We start from the raw sequence: 15,369 nt of genomic DNA, 5'->3' as shown, positions 1-15,369 counted from the left end.
CCGAACAGGCGGCCACGACCATGGCGAACGGCTTCGGCTCGGACGAAACCTCGACGACAACGCCGGCAGAGGCGCTGCTGGCGCATCGCGCGGCCGCGCTCGATACGGCGTTCGGCAAGGCGGACGTTCCCGCGCGCGTTTCCGGCATCGTCGGGGAAGCGAATGGGCGTGTGGTCTTCACCACCTCCTTCGGCCTCGAAGACCAGATCCTCACCCATTTCATCGCAACGGCGAAGCTGCCGGTCACCTTCGCCACGCTCGATACCGGCCGGCTCTTTCCCGAGGTCTATGCGCTCTGGCAGGAGACCGAGGAGCGCTACGGCATCCTGATCCGCCCCTATTACCCGCGCCATGACACGCTTGAGCTTCATGTGCGCCAGAACGGCATCAACGGCTTCTATGCCTCGCGCGACGCCCGCAAGTCCTGCTGCGATATCCGCAAGGTCGAGCCGCTCGGCCGGGCGCTCGCCGGCGCCTCGATCTGGCTGACCGGCCTGCGCGCCGACCAGTCGGCCGCGCGTGGCGGGGTGAAGTTGGCGGAGGCCGATGCGGCCCGTGGCCTCGTCAAGGCGAGCCCGCTGATCGACTGGTCGCGTGAACAGGCGCTCGCCTTCGCGCAGGAGAACGCCGTGCCGCTCAACCCGCTGCACGCGCAGGGCTTCGTCTCGATCGGCTGCCAGCCCTGCACCCGCGCCATTCGTCCCGGCGAGCCCGAGCGGGCCGGGCGCTGGTGGTGGGAAGACGATGCGGCCAAGGAATGCGGCCTGCATGTAGGGCAGGACGGGAAACTGGCGCGCGCCAAGCTCTCGGCTGTGGAGGTGCGCCAATGATCCAGCTCAGCCATCTTCAGAAGCTCGAGGCGGAGGCGATCTTCATCATCCGCGAGGTCGTAGCGACCTGCGACAAGCCGGTGCTGCTCTATTCGATCGGCAAGGATTCCGCCGTCCTGCTGCATCTCGTGATGAAGGCGTTCTATCCGGCCAAGCCGCCTTTTCCGCTGCTCCATGTCGATACGACCTGGAAGTTCCGCGAGATGATCGCCTTTCGCGACGAGACCGCGAAGCGGCTCGGACTCGATCTGATCGTCCATATCAATCGGGAGGGCGTCGAGGCCGGGATCAATCCTTTCAGCTCCGGCTCGCGCGTCCATACCGATGTGATGAAGACGCAAGGGCTGAAGCAGGCGCTCGACCTCCATAAGTTCGACGCAGCCTTCGGCGGCGCGCGCCGCGACGAGGAGAAGAGCCGGGCCAAGGAGCGCGTCTTCTCGCTGCGCAGCCCCGAACATCGCTGGGACCCGAAGAACCAGCGTCCGGAGCCCTGGCAGCTCTTCAACACCCGCAAGCATCGCGGCGAGAGCTTTCGCGTCTTCCCGCTCTCGAATTGGACCGAGCGCGACGTCTGGGACTACATCGCGCTGGAGAATACCCCGGTCGTGCCGCTCTATTTCGCCGCGCCACGCCCGGTCGTCCGGCGCGACGGCGCCTGGATCATGCGTGACGACGAGCGCATGGAATTGCACCCCGGCGAGGCTGTCGAGACCCGCATGGTCCGCTTCCGAACGCTCGGCTGCTACCCGCTGACCGGCGCGGTCGAGAGCGAGGCGGCCAATCTCACCGACATCATCGCCGAGATGCGTTCGTCGCGATCCTCCGAGCGGCAGGGCCGCGTCATCGATCATGACGGCTCGGGCTCGATGGAACAGAAGAAGCAGGAAGGCTATTTCTGATGGGCTTCGCGCTCGCCAAAAAGAAGATACCGAAGCCGGCCCACACCCCGCTTCCGGCCAACGACACACCGGCGTCATCCGAAACCGGCCAGCATTCGCTGCTGCGCTTCATCACCTGCGGCTCGGTCGATGACGGCAAGTCGACGCTGATCGGCCGCATGCTCTACGAGGCCGGCGCGGTCTTCGACGACCAGCTCAGCGCGCTCGACAGCGATTCCCGCAAGTTCGGCACGCAAGGCGAGGCGCCCGATTTCGCGCTGCTGGTCGACGGCCTCTCGGCCGAGCGCGAGCAGGGCATCACCATCGATGTCGCCTATCGCTATTTCGCGACGCAGACGCGCAGCTTCATCGTCGCCGACACGCCCGGCCACGAGCAATACACCCGCAACATGGCGACCGGCGCATCCACCGCCGATCTCGCCATCATCCTGGTCGATGCGCGCAAAGGCCTGCTGCCGCAGACGCGGCGCCATTCCTTCATCGTCTCGCTGGTCGGCGTCCGCCATGTCGTGGTCGCCATCAACAAGATGGACCTCGTCGGCTATGACGCCGCCGTCTTCGAGCGGATCGTGAATGACTATCGCGCGGCGGTGCAGAGCCTCGGCTTCGCCTCGATCCGCTTCATCCCGGTTTCGGCCCGCGACGGCGAGAACGTCATGCGCCCGTCCGCGCTGATGCCCTGGTATGACGGCCCGGCGCTGCTGCCTTATCTCGAAAGCGTCGCCATCAGCCGCGCTGTGCCAGCCGACGAAGGCTTCGTCCTGCCGGTGCAATGGGTCAACCGGCCCGATCTCGACTTTCGCGGCTATGCTGGCGCAGCCGTCGCCGGGCGCGCGCGCGTCGGCGACCCGGTCGTGGCGCTGCCCTCCGGCCGCACCAGCCGCATCGCGCGTTTGATCGGCGCTGCCGGCGAGGCCAGCCAGATCGCCGCCGGTCAGGCTGCGACGGTGACGCTGGAAGACGATATCGACATCTCGCGCGGCGACGTCATCGCCGCGGCGGGCTCGACACTTCCGGTGAGCCGGGGCCTGAAGGCGCGCCTGCTCTGGACCGGCGAGCGCGCCATGCTCGAAGGCGGCCAGTTTCTGGTGAAGCTCGCGACACAGAGCGCCAATGCCACGATCGAGGCGCTGCATCACAGCATCGATATCGAGGGCTTCCAGCCGCTGCCGGCGCAGAGCCTGGGTATGAACGGCATCGGTCTGGTGACGCTGCGGCTGGATCGGCCGCTGGTCTCGCTGCCCTATGCCCGCAGCCACGAGCTCGGCGGGCTCATCCTGATCGACCGGATCAGCAACGAGACGGTCGCCTTCGGTTTCGTTGAGCCGGGCGAGGGGACTCTTCCGCAGGCCGTGGGCGAGGGCGGGGCGCTCGCGCGGGCCAAGTGTGGCGTCGTCCGCATCGTCGGCCGGCCGGGTACGCCGGATCGCAGGGCCTGGTTGGCCGGCGTGAGTTGGCGGGTGCTGAGCACGGCGGGGCTGTTCGCTGCGGCCTTTGCGCTGACGGCCAATGCGGCTGCATCTTTGGCGCTCGCCTTCGGCGATATCCTGCTGCGGCCGGGCTTGCGGGCGCTGCATATGCGGCTTTGGCGCAAGGCGCCGGCCGGGGTCCTGCAGGATGGAGCGGGGATCTGAAAAGCGGCGCCAGCGGCTTCTGCCGTCGGCGTCGGGGATGTTGCGGCTGCCACGGGTCGGCGCGGCGACCGGATAGCGGAACTCAGGCCGCCTGGGTGTAGGTCGCGGCCGTGCTGTTCGAGGCCGAGAGCTGCAACGCGCTGCCATAGGCCTGCGAGGCACTCTGGAAAGCCTCCGGCGGTGGCGGCGGCCGGCGCTGCCGCGATCCGGCCTGCTCAATGGCCGACTGGAAGGCCTTGACCTCGTCCTGCGTGACCGAGCCGTCGCCATCGCCGTCCAGCGCGCTGAAGAGCTCGTTCAGCCGGTCGCCGTTCAGGCGGCTATCCTTGAAGGCGGCGCTGAACTCGTCCTGGCTGATCCCGCCATTGGCGTCGCTGTCGATCGCGTCGAAGGCCGACTGCTCGTCCGCGTCGCTGTCTGCTGTGGCCTTCGTTGTCTGCGCTGCGTTCGTCTGGAGCGAGAACAGGAAGGATTGCAGGAGATCGTCGGCCTTCCTGGCCTTGTCCTTGAACGCATCGGACTCGGCCTTGCTGATCGAGCCGTCGCCGTCGGAGTCGATCTTCTTGAAGAGCTCTTCGCTCTTGCTGCTGTCGGCGCCCTTGGGACCTGCGCTCTTGAACTCTTCGAGGCTGAGAGCGCCGTCGCTGTTGCCGTCGATCTGGTCGAAGCTGGGCGGCTTGTGGTGCGGCCGGAAGCCGCCTCCGATACTGTTGATACTCGACATGGGTTACTCCGGAACGCCGCGATGCTGCGGCGCCCCGGAAGTCTCGGCCCGGAATCTTGGTGAATGCCTAATAAACGCCGCCGCGTGAGCTTTTTTCCCACGAGTCGATCTGCGGCGGTTTGACGCAGGCTGCGCTCAGCCCGCGACGACCGCCGTCGCCTCGATCTCCAGCAGCGCCTCCGGCTCGACCAGTGCGGTGACCGCGACCACGGCCATCGCCGGAAAATGCCGGCCGAAGACCTCGCGATAGGCCGGCCCCATCTCCTTGAGGCTGGCGCGATAGGTCGCGATATCGGTGACGTACCAGGTCAGGCGCACGATATCCTCGACGCGCCCGCCGCCGGCCTCGACCACCGCCCTGATATTGAGGAAGGTCTGGCGGAGCTGGCCGATGAATCCCTCAGCGAAAACGCCCTCGGCATCCCAGCCGACGAGGCCGCCGGTCACCAGCACGCGGCCTTCCGCCACCATGCCGTTGGCATAGCCGCGCGGCTGGGGCCAGCCCTCGGGCAGGATGGCATGGGATTGCGGGAGTTCGGACATGGCGTATCGCCTCGGTTCAGCCGTTCGGCTCGGGTTGGAAGAGTTCAGCTCTCGCCTTGCGCCAGCTGGCGCAGCGCGAAGCGTTGCAGCTTGCCGGTCGCGGTCTTCGGCAGCGCTTCGACGAATTCGATGGCACGCGGATATTTGTAGGGCGCGATACCGGCCTTCACATGCTCCTGCAAGGCTTTCACCAGCGCGGCATCACCCGTGACCCCCTCGCGCAGCACGATATAGGCCTTCACGATCTGCCCGCGCTCGGGGCAGGGCGCGCCGACCACGCCGCATTCGGCTACGACCTCATGGGTGAGCAGGCAGGCCTCCACCTCCGGACCTGCGATATTGTAGCCGGCCGAGATGATCATGTCGTCGGAGCGGGCCTGGTACCAGAAATAGCCGTCGGCATCGCGCAGATAGGTGTCTCCGGTGATGTTCCAACCGTTCAGGACATAGACGGCCTGTCGTGGATCGGCGAGATAGCGGCAGCCGGTCGGGCCGCGTACGGCAAGGCGTCCGGGCGTGCCGTCCGGCACATCGCGCCCTTCGGAATCGACGATCTTTGCCTCGTAGCCCGGCACCGGAATGCCGGTCGAGCCCGGCCGGATCGCCTCGCGTGGCGCGCCGATGAAGATATGCAGCATCTCGGTCGCGCCGATGCCGTCGAGCAGCGGCATGCCGGTCCGGGCCTGCCAGGCGTCGAAGGTCGCCTTGGGCAACGCCTCGCCGGCCGAGACGCAGATGTTGAGCGAGGAGATGTCGCGCCCGTCGAGCTTGTCGAGGATGGCGCGGTAGGCGGTAGGCGCCGTGAAGACGACGCTGACCTTGTAGCGTTCGACCGCGTCGAGGAGATCAGCCGGGCCGGCCCTCTCGGGTAGCACCATCGCGGCACCGATCCGCATCGGGAAGAGCACGAGCCCGCCGAGCCCGAAGGTGAAGGCGAGCGGCGGCGAACCGGTGAAGCGATCGTCGGCTGAGGCCTTCAGCACGCGCGCGCCGTAGCAGTCGCAGATCGCCAGCATGTCCTGGTGGAAATGCATCGTGCCCTTGGGCTCGCCGGTGGTGCCGGAGGTGAAGGCGATCAGGCAGACATCGTCGCGCGCCGTGTCACAGGCTTCGAACGCCTCGTAACCCGATTGCGCCATCAGCGCTTCCAGCTCGCTGCCGGCGCTGCCGAAGGCGACGATGCGGGTAAGCTCCGGCACCTGCGCCTTGGCCGTCTCCAGCTCGGCGGTGAGGCGGTGGTCACAGAGCGCCAGCGCGATCCTGGCCTTGCGCAGGGGATAGGCGAGCTCGCCCGCCCGCAGCATCGGCATGGTCGCGACCGCGACGCCGCCGGCCTTGATGACGGCGAGATAGGCCGCGACCATCATCGGCGTATTGCCGGCGCGCAGCAGCACGCGATTGCCGCTGACCATGCCGAGATCGCGGGTCAGCACATTGGCGATGCGATTCACCGTCTCGGTGAGATCGGCATAGCTCCAGTGCAGATCGGTGGCGATCACCGCCGTGCGCCCGCCGCGCCCCTCGGTGATGTGCCGGTCGAGCAGTTCCGCGACGCAGTTCAGCCGCTCGGCATAGGCGAGCCCTGCCTCTTCCACTCTCAGATCGGGCCAGCTTGCGCGCGGCGGCAGGTTGTCCCGCGCGAAGCTGTCGTGATGCCCCGATCTCGCGAATCCGGTTGCTGTCATTGCGTTCCCCTGCAAGAGCCGGATCCGATCAGGTCCCTCGGCCTGACCGGTGAATCCGCCTCTAACGATCTGCTCTTCCGGCATGTGACTTGAGCAGGTCGCGCGCGATCACGACCTTCTGGATTTCCGAGGCGCCCTCGTAGATGCGCAGCGCCCGGATTTCCCGATACAATTCCTCCACCTTGACGCCCTTGGTGACGCCGAGCCCGCCATGGATCTGGACGGCCCGGTCGATCACGCGCTGGGCGTTCTCGGTCGCGACGAGTTTCGCCAGTGCCGCCTCGCGAGTGACGCGGGCCGCGCCGCGGTCCTTGGTCCAGGCGGCGCGGTAGACGAGCAGGGCAGCGGCATCGACCTCCGCCGCGCTCTCGGCGATCGCCGCCTGCGAGAGCTGGAGATCACCGAGCGTGCCGCCGAAGAGCTTGCGGCCATTGGCGTGGGCCAGCGTTTCGTGCAGTGCGCGGCGCGCGAAGCCGAGCGCCGCGGCGCCGACCGTCGAGCGGAAGATGTCGAGCGTCGCCATCGCGACCTTGAACCCGTCGCCCGGCCCGCCGATGCGGTTTTCGAGCGGCACCTGGCACCCCTCGAAACGCAAGGTGGCCAGCGGGTGCGGCGCGATCACCTCAATCCGTTCGGCGATGGTGAGGCCGGGCGTATCGGCCTCGACCAGGAAGGCGGAGAGCCCGCGTGCGCCGGGCGCCTCACCGGTGCGGACGAAGACGACGTAGTGGTCGGCGATGCCGCCGTTGGAGATCCAGCTCTTCTCGCCATCGATGCGGACATGGGTATTGCCGTCCGGCTTCGCAGTTGTCGCCATGGCGGCGACGTCCGAGCCGGCCTCCTTTTCGGAGAGGGCGAAGGCGGCGATGCGCTTGCCGGCGGCGACATCCGGCAGGATGCGCTGCTTCATCGCCTCCGAGCCGGCGATCGAGATCGAGCCGGTGCCGAGCCCCTGCATGGCGAAGGCGAAATCGGCGAGCCCGTCATGCGCCGCCAAAATCTCGCGGGCGAGGCAGAGCGTGCGCACATCGAGTTTTTCGGACAACCCGCCATAGGCAGCTGGCACGGCGGCCTTCAGGAAGCCCGCAGCACCCAAAGCCGCGACGCGCGCCCGGCAGGCCTCGTCGACATCATCATGCGGCAGGTCGGCAAGATAGGAAACGGCCCAGCCGGAGAGCTCCGTGGCGAAGGCACGATGGCTCTCCCCGAAGAACGGCCAGTCCAGCGTGTCACTGAGGATGTCGAGGCCGAGGGGGGAAGCGCTGCCCATCTCAGTTGCCCTCGAAGACCGGCTTCTGCTTGTTGGCGAAGGCATGATAGGCGCGGGAAAAGTCCTCGGTCTGCATGCACAGAGCCTGAGCCACGGCCTCGGCCTCGATCGCGCTCTCGACCGACATCGCCCATTCCATTTCGAGCATGCGCTTGGTCATGGCGTTGGCGAAGGTTGGGCCATCGGCGAGTTCGGTGGCGAGCATCTGCGCCTCCGACAGCACGGCCTCCGGCGCGCAGATGCGGTTGAGGAAGCCCCAGCGCTCGGCTTCCTCGCCCTTGAGCACGCGGCCGGTATAGAGCAGCTCGGCAGCGCGACCCTGGCCGATGATGCGCGGCAGCATGGCGCAGGCGCCCATGTCGCAGCCGGCGAGCCCGACGCGGTTGAACAGGAAGGCGATCTTGGCTCCGGCCGTGCCGAGCCGCAGGTCGGAGGACATGGCGACGATCGCACCGGCGCCGGCGCAGACGCCGTCGATTGCGGCGATGATGGGCTGCGGGCAGGCCCGCATAGCCTTGACCAGCTCGCCCGTCATCCGGGTGAACTTGAGCAGGTCCTTGGTCTCCATCGCGACCAGCGGGCCGATGATCTCAAGGACGTCGCCGCCCGAGGAGAAATTGCCGCCGGCGCCGGTGACGACGATCGCCTTGACGTCTTCCTCCTTCTGCGCGGCGAGGAAGAAATCCGTGAGTTCGCGGTAGCTTGCGAAGGTCAGCGGATTCTTTTTCTCAGGCCGGTTCAGCGTCACCGTCGCGACCTTGCCGGAGACCGACAGGCTGAAATGCTCCGGCTTGAACCCTGCGAGCGGCAGGGTCGTGGCATTGGCGATCTGGGCCATCAGGCATCTCCCTTGGCGGCCTCGTCGGCCCGCCCCGCGATGGCGCGATGCAGCGAGGTCTTGGTCTCTCCGAGCAGCCGGAAAAGCTGCGCGATGGCGGGCTGGTCGAGCCCGGCGAACAGTTCGGCGATCCAGTCCTCGTGGCGCTCGGCCATGATCTTGAACGCCTTGCGGCCCTGTGCCGTCAGCGTGAGGATCTGCACACGCCGGTCCTGCGGGGCCGAGCGCTTGTCGACGAACCCGTCGGTCACGAGCCCCGCCACGACCGCGGTGACATTGCCGTTCGAGACCATCAGGCGCTGCGAGACTTCGCCGACGGTCATGCCGACCACGCTCTTGTCGAGCTGCGCCATCAGGTCGAAGCGCGGCAGCGTCGTCTTGAATTCCTCGCGCAGGCGGTTACGGATCTCGGTCTCGATCAGGGTCGAGCAGGTCAGCATCCGCAGCCAGAGGCGCAGTTCGTCCTTGTGGTCGCCGGGGCGCTCGCTGGCCTTGGTTTCGCGGTCGAGGATCAGGGAAGAGGAGGGCGTCTCCATCTCAGAACTCCCCGCCATTGACGAGCAGCGACTGGCCGGTGACGGCATCGCTGCCCGGCCCGCAGAGATAGAGCACGGCGGCCGCGACCTCTTCCGGCGCGATCAGGCGGCCCTGCGGGTTGTCCTTGATCATGGCCGCCAGCGCGTCCTCGCGGCTCTTGCCGGTCTTGTTGGCGACCTTGTCGATGCTGGCGGTCGCCATGTCGGTATCGGCATAGCCGGGGCAGACGGCGTTGACCGTGACGCCGGAGCGCGCCGTCTCCAGCGCCAGCGACTTCACCAGCCCGACCACGGCATGCTTCGCCGCCACATAGGCGCTGACATAGGGGTAGCCGCGGTGCCCGGCGGTCGAGGCGATGGCGATCAGACGGCCGCGGCGGCGCTCCAGCATGGCCGGCAGCGCAGCGTGGAACAGGTTCACCGTGCCGATCAGGTTGATGTCGAGCATGCGGCGGAAGCGCTCGTTGTCGCTGCGCATGAACGGGCCGGTCTCGACTGCTCCCGCATTGGCGATCGCGATGTCGAAGGCAGGTTCACGCGAGGGCTGCCCCAGCGCTGCGAGAACCGAAGCTTCGTCGCGCACGTCACAAGCGGCGTAGTCGGCTGCAACGCCTGTGGAGACCGCCTCTTTCAAAGTGGCTTCGTCGCGTCCGAGGATGCTGACCCGGGCTCCGGCCGCCGTCAGCGCGGCGGCGATGGCCCGGCCGAGGCCGCGTCCGCCACCCGTTACCAGTGCACGCTGTCCCTGCAGTGTCATGGTCGCTCGACCTCCGAGCGCGAATATATTTTAAGTCTGAAGGAATTTGCAAGCGGCCTGATGGCAATGGCGAAGCAGGGGCATCTCGCACCGCAAAATGGCTACCTACGCGCCAATTCACGATATCCCGCGCCTGCTCTGCAGTCCGAAACATTGCAGAAGCCTCTTGAGCTCGAAAACATTTTAGGTTTAAAATAATTCCTCAAGCCGGGTCGGCCGGCTCCCTGATGGAGGCGTCGATGCGTATCGCGGTCGTGGGCGGAGGGCCGGCGGGGCTCTATTTCGCGCTGCTGATGAAGCGGGACTGGCCGGAGCTGACGGTCGATGTCTTCGAGCGCAACCAGCCCGACGACACGTTCGGCTTCGGCGTCGTCTTCTCCGACCAGACGCTCGACACCTTCAGGGCGGCGGATGCTGAGAGCTATGCCGCGATCCGCGACAATTTCGCCTACTGGGACGATATCGAGATCCATTTCAAGGGCGACAGCTACCGCGTGCCCGGCAACGGCTTCTGCGGCTGTTCGCGCCGTTCGCTCCTGATGCTGGTGCAGGCGAGGGCTCGCGAGCTCGGCGTCAACCTGCATTTCGGCAGCGAGGTCGCCGATGCCGAGACGCTGAAGCGCGATTACGATCTGGTCGTCGGCGCCGACGGCATCAACAGCCGCATCCGCGAGAACTGGCGCGAGCGCTTCCAGCCGCAGACCGACCTGCGCCCGAACCATTTCACCTGGATGGGCTCGACCCGCCCCTTCGACGCCTTCACTTTCTTCTTCAAGGAGACGGAGCACGGCGTCTTCATCGCCCATTGCTACCAGTACGAGGCCGGCCGCTCGACCTGGGTGCTGGAGACCGACCCCGAGACCTTTGCGAAGGCGGGCCTCGGCGCGATGGACGAGGCCCAGTCGGCGACCTTCCTCGAAAGCGTCTTCGCCGAGGAACTGGAAGGCCACAAGCTGATCACCAACCGCTCGCTCTGGCGCAATTTCCCGATGATCCGTTGCCGCAACTGGGTGGTCGACAACGTCGTGCTGATCGGTGACGCCAAGGCGACGGCGCATTTCTCGATCGGCTCCGGCACCAAGCTCGCGATGGAGGATGCCATCGCTCTGCACAAGGCGATGGGGCAGGCGAAGCTCGATGTCGCGGTCGGCCTGAAGCTGTTCGAGACGCAGCGCCGCGAGGAGGTCGAGAAGACCCAGCATGCGGCCGATGTCTCGTTGGTCTGGTTCGAGGAACTCAAGCGCTTCTGGGATTTCGAGCCGCTGCGCTTCGCCTTCGGCCTGATGACCCGCTCCAAGGCGATCACCTACGACAATCTGGCTCTGCGCGCCCCGGAGATGGTCGAAGCCGTCGACAAGCTCGTCGCCGGCGGACTCGGCGGTCTGGCGAAGCGGCGCAAGGATGGCTCGCCGGTGCCGCCGGCCTTCCAGCCGTTCAAATTGCGCCAGATGCGGGTCGAGAACCGCATGACGCTCTCGCCGATGTGCCAGTATTCGGCCGAGGGCGGCCTGCCGGGCGACTGGCACCTGATGCATTACGGCTCGCGCGCCATCGGCGGCCCCGGATTGATCTTCACCGAGATGACCTGCGTCGCAGCCGATGCCCGCATCACCCCCGGCTGCACGGGCTTGTGGAACGACGAGCAGGAAGCCGCCTGGAAGCGGATCGTCGGCTTCGTGCATGAGAATTCCGCCGCGAAGATCTGCCTCCAGCTCGGTCATGCCGGCCGCAAGGGCGCGACCAGACTGATGTGGGAGGGGATGGACCGACCGCTGCCGGAAGGCGCCTGGCCGATTATCTCGGCTTCGCCGCTGCCCTACTATCCGGAAAGCCAGGTGCCGCGCGAGATGACCCGCGCCGACATGGACCGGGTCAAGGCCGAGTTCGTCGCGTCAGCCGACCGCGGCGAGCGCGCCGGTTTCGACATGCTGGAGCTGCACTGCGCCCATGGCTATCTGCTGGCGAGCTTCCTCTCGCCGCTGACCAACAAGCGCACGGACGACTATGGCGGCTCGGTCGAGAACCGCCTGCGCTATCCGCTGGAGGTCTTCCGGGCGCTGCGTGAAGCCTGGCCGCGCGAGAAGCCGATGTCGGTGCGAATCTCCGCCACCGACTGGGTCGAAGGCGGCCTTTCGGCGGCGGATTCCGTCGCCATCGCCGAGGCCTTCGCCGCCGAGGGCTGCGATCTCGTCGACGTCTCGACCGGCCAGACCGCGCGGGAATCGCGTCCCATGTACGGCCGTATGTTCCAGACGCCGTTCTCGGACCGCATCCGCAACGAGGCCGAGGTCGCGACCATGTGCGTCGGCAACATCACCACGGCCGATCAGGTCAACACCATCATCGCCGCCGGCCGCGCCGATCTGGTCGCGCTTGGGCGCCCGCATCTGGCCGACCCGTCCTTCGTGCTGCGCGCCGCCGCCTGGTACGGCGTCGATACCGACCAGCCCGTGCAGTATGGGCCCGGCAAGGACCAGCTCATGCGCAACACGCCGCGCGAGCGGCAGGATCTGGAAGAGCTGAAGCTCAAGGCCAAGCCGAGCCGGCACGCGGTCGGGAAATAGGCGAGGGCCTATTTGCCTTCGGCCTCGCTCCGGCGCCCTGAAGGCGAGACATCAGGGATGGTCGGCGGCGCCGGCTTGCGCTCGCCGAACGGATTGGCCGAGGGCGGATTGCGCCTGAGGCGGAAGGCGAGGTAGCCCGCGGCTGCCGCCGAAAGCAGGCCCAGATAGGCGAGCAGCCCGTTCGGCCCGACCGCCTGCATGAAGGCGGCGGAGACCAGTGGGCCGATCGCCGAGCCCACCGCCCAGAGGAAGAGCAGTTGCGCGGAGAGGCCGAGCGCCCGTTCCCGGCCGAGCCGGAAATAGGCATGCGCGACGGCGACCGTGTAGATCGGCATCGAGCCCGCGCCGATCAGCGCGAAAAGCCCGAACATCCAGAAGCGGGCATGCGGCAGGGAAAACCAGAACACGGCCGCGAGCGCCAGCGTGCAGAGCACGACCGAGACCGTGGCGCTCAGCATGATCTTGCGGCTCTCGACCCGGTCCGCCAGCAGGCCGAGCGGCCATTGCAGCACCAGCGCGCCGATCTGGATGCCCGCCGTCAGCAGGATCGCCCAGGCCTGATCGAGGCCAATCAGGATGCCATAGGCCGGGGCGACATTGGTCAGGGCGCCGCCCATCAGGCCGACATAGAGGCAGCCGATCACGGAAGCCGGCGCGTATTGCCACATCGTGTTGAGGCGCACCGAGACGACCTCGCCCGATTCAGGGCCCTTGGCGCGGGTCATGCCGACAGGGATCAGCGCGATCGAGAAGGTCGCGCTCGCCAGCAGGAAGATGTCGTGCGACTGCAGCGAGACATAGCCGACGCCGATCTGCGAGCCGATCAGTGCGAGGCGGTTGAGGATCTGGTAGAAGCCGAACAGGCGCCCGCGCTGGCCAGCCTTGGCCTGCCCACTGATCCAGCTCTCGATGCAGATCGCGTGGCCGGCGCCGGCAAAGCCCATGCCGAGCCGCGAGATGCCCCAGAAATCGAGCGATGTCAGCGCGAAGCTGATGGTGAACACCGCCTGCAGGGCGGCGAACACCCCGAAGGCGCGGATATGCCCGACGCGGCGGATGAAGGCGGGGATCACAAAGCAGCCGGCGAGGAAGCCGACGGAATAGGCAGAGCCGACGAGGCCGATAAGCAATGGCGCCTTCTGCTCCAGCGCCATCTTCAGCGGCACGACCGTGTTCACGATGGTCGAGGCGATCTGCAGGATCAGCGCGCCGCTGACGATCGCGCCGAGTGCTGCGACGGAGCTGGTCCTCGGCTCGGCTGGCTGGCTCACGGCGGTCCCGGCCTCCGGCGCAGGCGCGCTGGAATCCTGCGATTCCGGCGGCTGCAACTCCTGTGGTTGCGATGCTTGCGACATATCCGATTCGACGGCCGGTTTGGGAAAAATGGGCTGGAATTGCAGCCTCGCCGGAAAAGATGGGCCAATCGGGGCAGGGAGCGAAAAAACTTCGTCTTTCTTCCTCCACTCTCCGGACTCGATCGCGCCGCCTTTTGATGGTCAGGCAGGCCCGCGCCGAAGCCACGTTCCGCCACGAGCGAATCGCGAAAATTTATCGATGCGGTTCACCGGCGATTAACCAAGGCAGCGCCTTATCGAAGCGGAACGAATTTGGGTTCTCCCGGCATGCTCGGCCATCTCGCGACGTGCATCGCGCTTCCTTCGGTTGGAGCGCGTGCTGCGAAGCTGTGTCTGCGGCTGCCGGGCGTGGCGTAAGCGTATCGAGAGTGCGGCGGATGACCTATGCGACCTATGTCCGGGAAGGTGGCGCGCCTTATGTGCGGCCCCGTCGTCGCCGCCGGCCTTTCCTGAAGGGTTTCCTGCTCGCGCTTGCACTAAGCGGCGGCGCGATGTCCGGCTTCTGGATGCTGGGGCAGGGCGCTCCGGGTACGGACGCCAACAACGCCTCTTCCGCGAATGCCCGCAAGGCATCGGCCAGCCGCGTCGCCCAGCAGGCGCCGGGCTATAGCGGCCTGCTGAATCCCGGTCTGTCGGATGGCAAGGGCTCGAGCTTCGTGCAGGGCGCGCCGGTCCGTTCCGCCTTCCAGCCGGCGGCTCCGTCGCCATCCTCCCTCGCGGCCGCCGAGCCTGCCTTGCCGCTGCCGCCGCAGCCGCCGGTCACGCTCGCGGAGAAGGTCGCGCCCCTGCCGGTGCCGCGTCCGCTCGACCTGCTGCCGAAGGCTGATCCCCAGCAGCCGCAGCAGCTTCAGCCGCGTGTCGCGCAGCCGACGACGCCGCGCCGCAACCGCACCGCGTCCGCAGCCCCGACGCCCGAGGACAACCGCAACTTCTTCGAGAAGCTCTTCGGCGTGCAGAAACAGGCCGAACCGGCTGGTCCCGCGCTCGCCTATGCCGCGCCGCAGGACGATATCATCGATCGTGGCCGCATCACGCGCTTGAGCCCCTCGGCCGGCACGCCGCCGCGCACCGCTGAGGCCGGCACCGCGATCTACGATATCGCCGCCAAGATGGTCTATATGCCGAACGGCGAGCGGCTGGAGGCCCATTCCGGCTTCGGCGAGATGATGGACGATGTCCGTTACGCCCATGTCCGGATGAAGGGCGTCACCCCGCCGCATATGTACACTCTGACCGAGCGCGAGGCGCTGTTCCACGGCGTTCGCGCCATCCGGCTCAACCCCGTCGGCGGCAGCAGTGCGATCCATGGCCGCGCCGGGCTACTGGCGCATACCTATCTGCTCGGGCCGCGCGGCGACTCGAACGGCTGCATCTCGTTCAAGGACTATGACCGCTTCCTGCAGGCCTTCCTGCGCGGCGAGGTCAAGCGAATCCGGGTGGTAGCGAGTCTCTGAGCGCCGGATAGCGTCGCTAGGGCTGCTGTGAGCTGCCGCCACGCCGCAGGATGACACCGGTCGCGGTCAGGACGCAGCCCAACGCGAAGGGCGGGATGAAGACCATGAGGGCTTCGGTATCCTCCCAGCGAAAGCGGAACCGGGAGAAGCTGCAGCCGCCCGAGGCCAGGCCGCAGGCGAAGAGATTGAGCCCGACCCAGCCCGCGAAGGCGACGAGGCAGAGAACCGCCCCGCCTCCGATCAGGAGCCAGCTCGCGAGCCGCATTCAGGCCTCTCCGTG

The 15,369-nt window shown here is 67.2% G+C and carries 14 protein-coding genes; 5 read left to right on the top strand and 9 right to left on the bottom strand.

Annotation, left to right across the window (positions count from 1 at the left end; translation table 11 throughout):
- Window positions 1–20 precede the first annotated feature (20 nt).
- Genes AC3WMA_RS01555 through AC3WMA_RS01545 form a run of 3 tightly spaced genes read left to right on the top strand, consistent with a single transcriptional unit; the run spans window position 21 to window position 3,363 of the window.
- A complete protein-coding gene (locus AC3WMA_RS01555; RefSeq protein WP_492283658.1) occupies window positions 21–830 on the top strand; it encodes a phosphoadenylyl-sulfate reductase in 810 nt (269 codons plus the stop codon).
- Window positions 827–1,729, top strand: coding sequence for a sulfate adenylyltransferase subunit CysD (cysD, locus tag AC3WMA_RS01550; RefSeq protein ID WP_492283657.1), 903 nt, complete (start codon window positions 827–829; stop codon window positions 1,727–1,729). Before AC3WMA_RS01555 ends, cysD begins: the two co-directional genes overlap by 4 nt.
- Window positions 1,729–3,363 (top strand): sulfate adenylyltransferase subunit 1, encoded by a 1,635-nt coding sequence (locus tag AC3WMA_RS01545; RefSeq protein ID WP_492283656.1) that lies wholly within the window; start codon window positions 1,729–1,731, stop codon window positions 3,361–3,363. Before cysD ends, AC3WMA_RS01545 begins: the two co-directional genes overlap by 1 nt.
- Before the next feature lie 82 nt (window positions 3,364–3,445).
- On the opposite strand, the gene AC3WMA_RS01540 is transcribed toward AC3WMA_RS01545, so the two are convergent.
- The 7 genes from AC3WMA_RS01540 to AC3WMA_RS01510 form a co-directional block, all read right to left on the bottom strand.
- The gene (locus AC3WMA_RS01540; RefSeq protein ID WP_492283655.1) at window positions 3,446–4,087 is read right to left on the bottom strand and encodes an EF-hand domain-containing protein; all 642 of its coding nucleotides are present in this window, start codon (window positions 4,085–4,087) and stop codon (window positions 3,446–3,448) included.
- Between the two features lie 135 nt (window positions 4,088–4,222).
- Window positions 4,223–4,630: a RidA family protein gene (locus AC3WMA_RS01535; protein WP_492283654.1), complete on the bottom strand. Its 408-nt coding sequence runs from the start codon at window positions 4,628–4,630 to the stop codon at window positions 4,223–4,225.
- A gap of 44 nt (window positions 4,631–4,674) precedes the next feature.
- On the bottom strand, window positions 4,675–6,315 hold the full coding sequence (locus AC3WMA_RS01530) for a benzoate-CoA ligase family protein (protein WP_492283653.1): 1,641 nt from the start codon (window positions 6,313–6,315) through the stop codon (window positions 4,675–4,677).
- A gap of 61 nt (window positions 6,316–6,376) precedes the next feature.
- Window positions 6,377–7,585: an acyl-CoA dehydrogenase family protein gene (locus AC3WMA_RS01525; protein WP_492283652.1), complete on the bottom strand. Its 1,209-nt coding sequence runs from the start codon at window positions 7,583–7,585 to the stop codon at window positions 6,377–6,379.
- A gap of 1 nt (window position 7,586) precedes the next feature.
- Window positions 7,587–8,423: an enoyl-CoA hydratase family protein gene (locus AC3WMA_RS01520; RefSeq protein WP_492283651.1), complete on the bottom strand. Its 837-nt coding sequence runs from the start codon at window positions 8,421–8,423 to the stop codon at window positions 7,587–7,589.
- Window positions 8,423–8,959: a MarR family winged helix-turn-helix transcriptional regulator gene (locus AC3WMA_RS01515; RefSeq protein WP_492283650.1), complete on the bottom strand. Its 537-nt coding sequence runs from the start codon at window positions 8,957–8,959 to the stop codon at window positions 8,423–8,425. The genes AC3WMA_RS01520 and AC3WMA_RS01515 overlap by 1 nt, the downstream gene beginning before the upstream one ends.
- A 1-nt stretch (window position 8,960) precedes the next feature.
- Complete coding sequence (locus AC3WMA_RS01510; protein WP_492283649.1) at window positions 8,961–9,716, bottom strand: SDR family NAD(P)-dependent oxidoreductase; 756 nt, start codon at window positions 9,714–9,716, stop codon at window positions 8,961–8,963.
- Window positions 9,717–9,955: 239 nt separating this feature from the next.
- On the opposite strand from AC3WMA_RS01510, the gene AC3WMA_RS01505 reads away from it, so the two are divergent.
- Window positions 9,956–12,280: a bifunctional salicylyl-CoA 5-hydroxylase/oxidoreductase gene (locus tag AC3WMA_RS01505; protein WP_492283648.1), complete on the top strand. Its 2,325-nt coding sequence runs from the start codon at window positions 9,956–9,958 to the stop codon at window positions 12,278–12,280.
- An 8-nt stretch (window positions 12,281–12,288) separates the two neighbouring features.
- On the opposite strand, the gene AC3WMA_RS01500 is transcribed toward AC3WMA_RS01505, so the two are convergent.
- Window positions 12,289–13,551 (bottom strand): MFS transporter, encoded by a 1,263-nt coding sequence (locus AC3WMA_RS01500; protein WP_492283647.1) that lies wholly within the window; start codon window positions 13,549–13,551, stop codon window positions 12,289–12,291.
- A gap of 461 nt (window positions 13,552–14,012) precedes the next feature.
- Here AC3WMA_RS01500 and AC3WMA_RS01495 point away from each other — a divergent pair, with 461 nt between their 5' ends.
- Window positions 14,013–15,089, top strand: a complete 1,077-nt coding sequence (locus AC3WMA_RS01495) for a DUF2778 domain-containing protein (protein ID WP_492283646.1) — start codon at window positions 14,013–14,015, stop codon at window positions 15,087–15,089.
- A gap of 16 nt (window positions 15,090–15,105) precedes the next feature.
- On the opposite strand, the gene AC3WMA_RS01490 is transcribed toward AC3WMA_RS01495, so the two are convergent.
- Entirely contained in the window at window positions 15,106–15,354 is a 249-nt protein-coding gene (locus AC3WMA_RS01490) for a hypothetical protein (RefSeq protein ID WP_492283645.1), read from the bottom strand.
- Window positions 15,355–15,369: the final 15 nt, after the last annotated feature.

The sequence above is a fragment of the Allobosea sp. FW305-C-101 genome (genome assembly GCF_058783685.1).
Note: the sequence above shows the minus strand (reverse complement) of the source record. Positions and strands in the feature narration are given on the sequence as shown.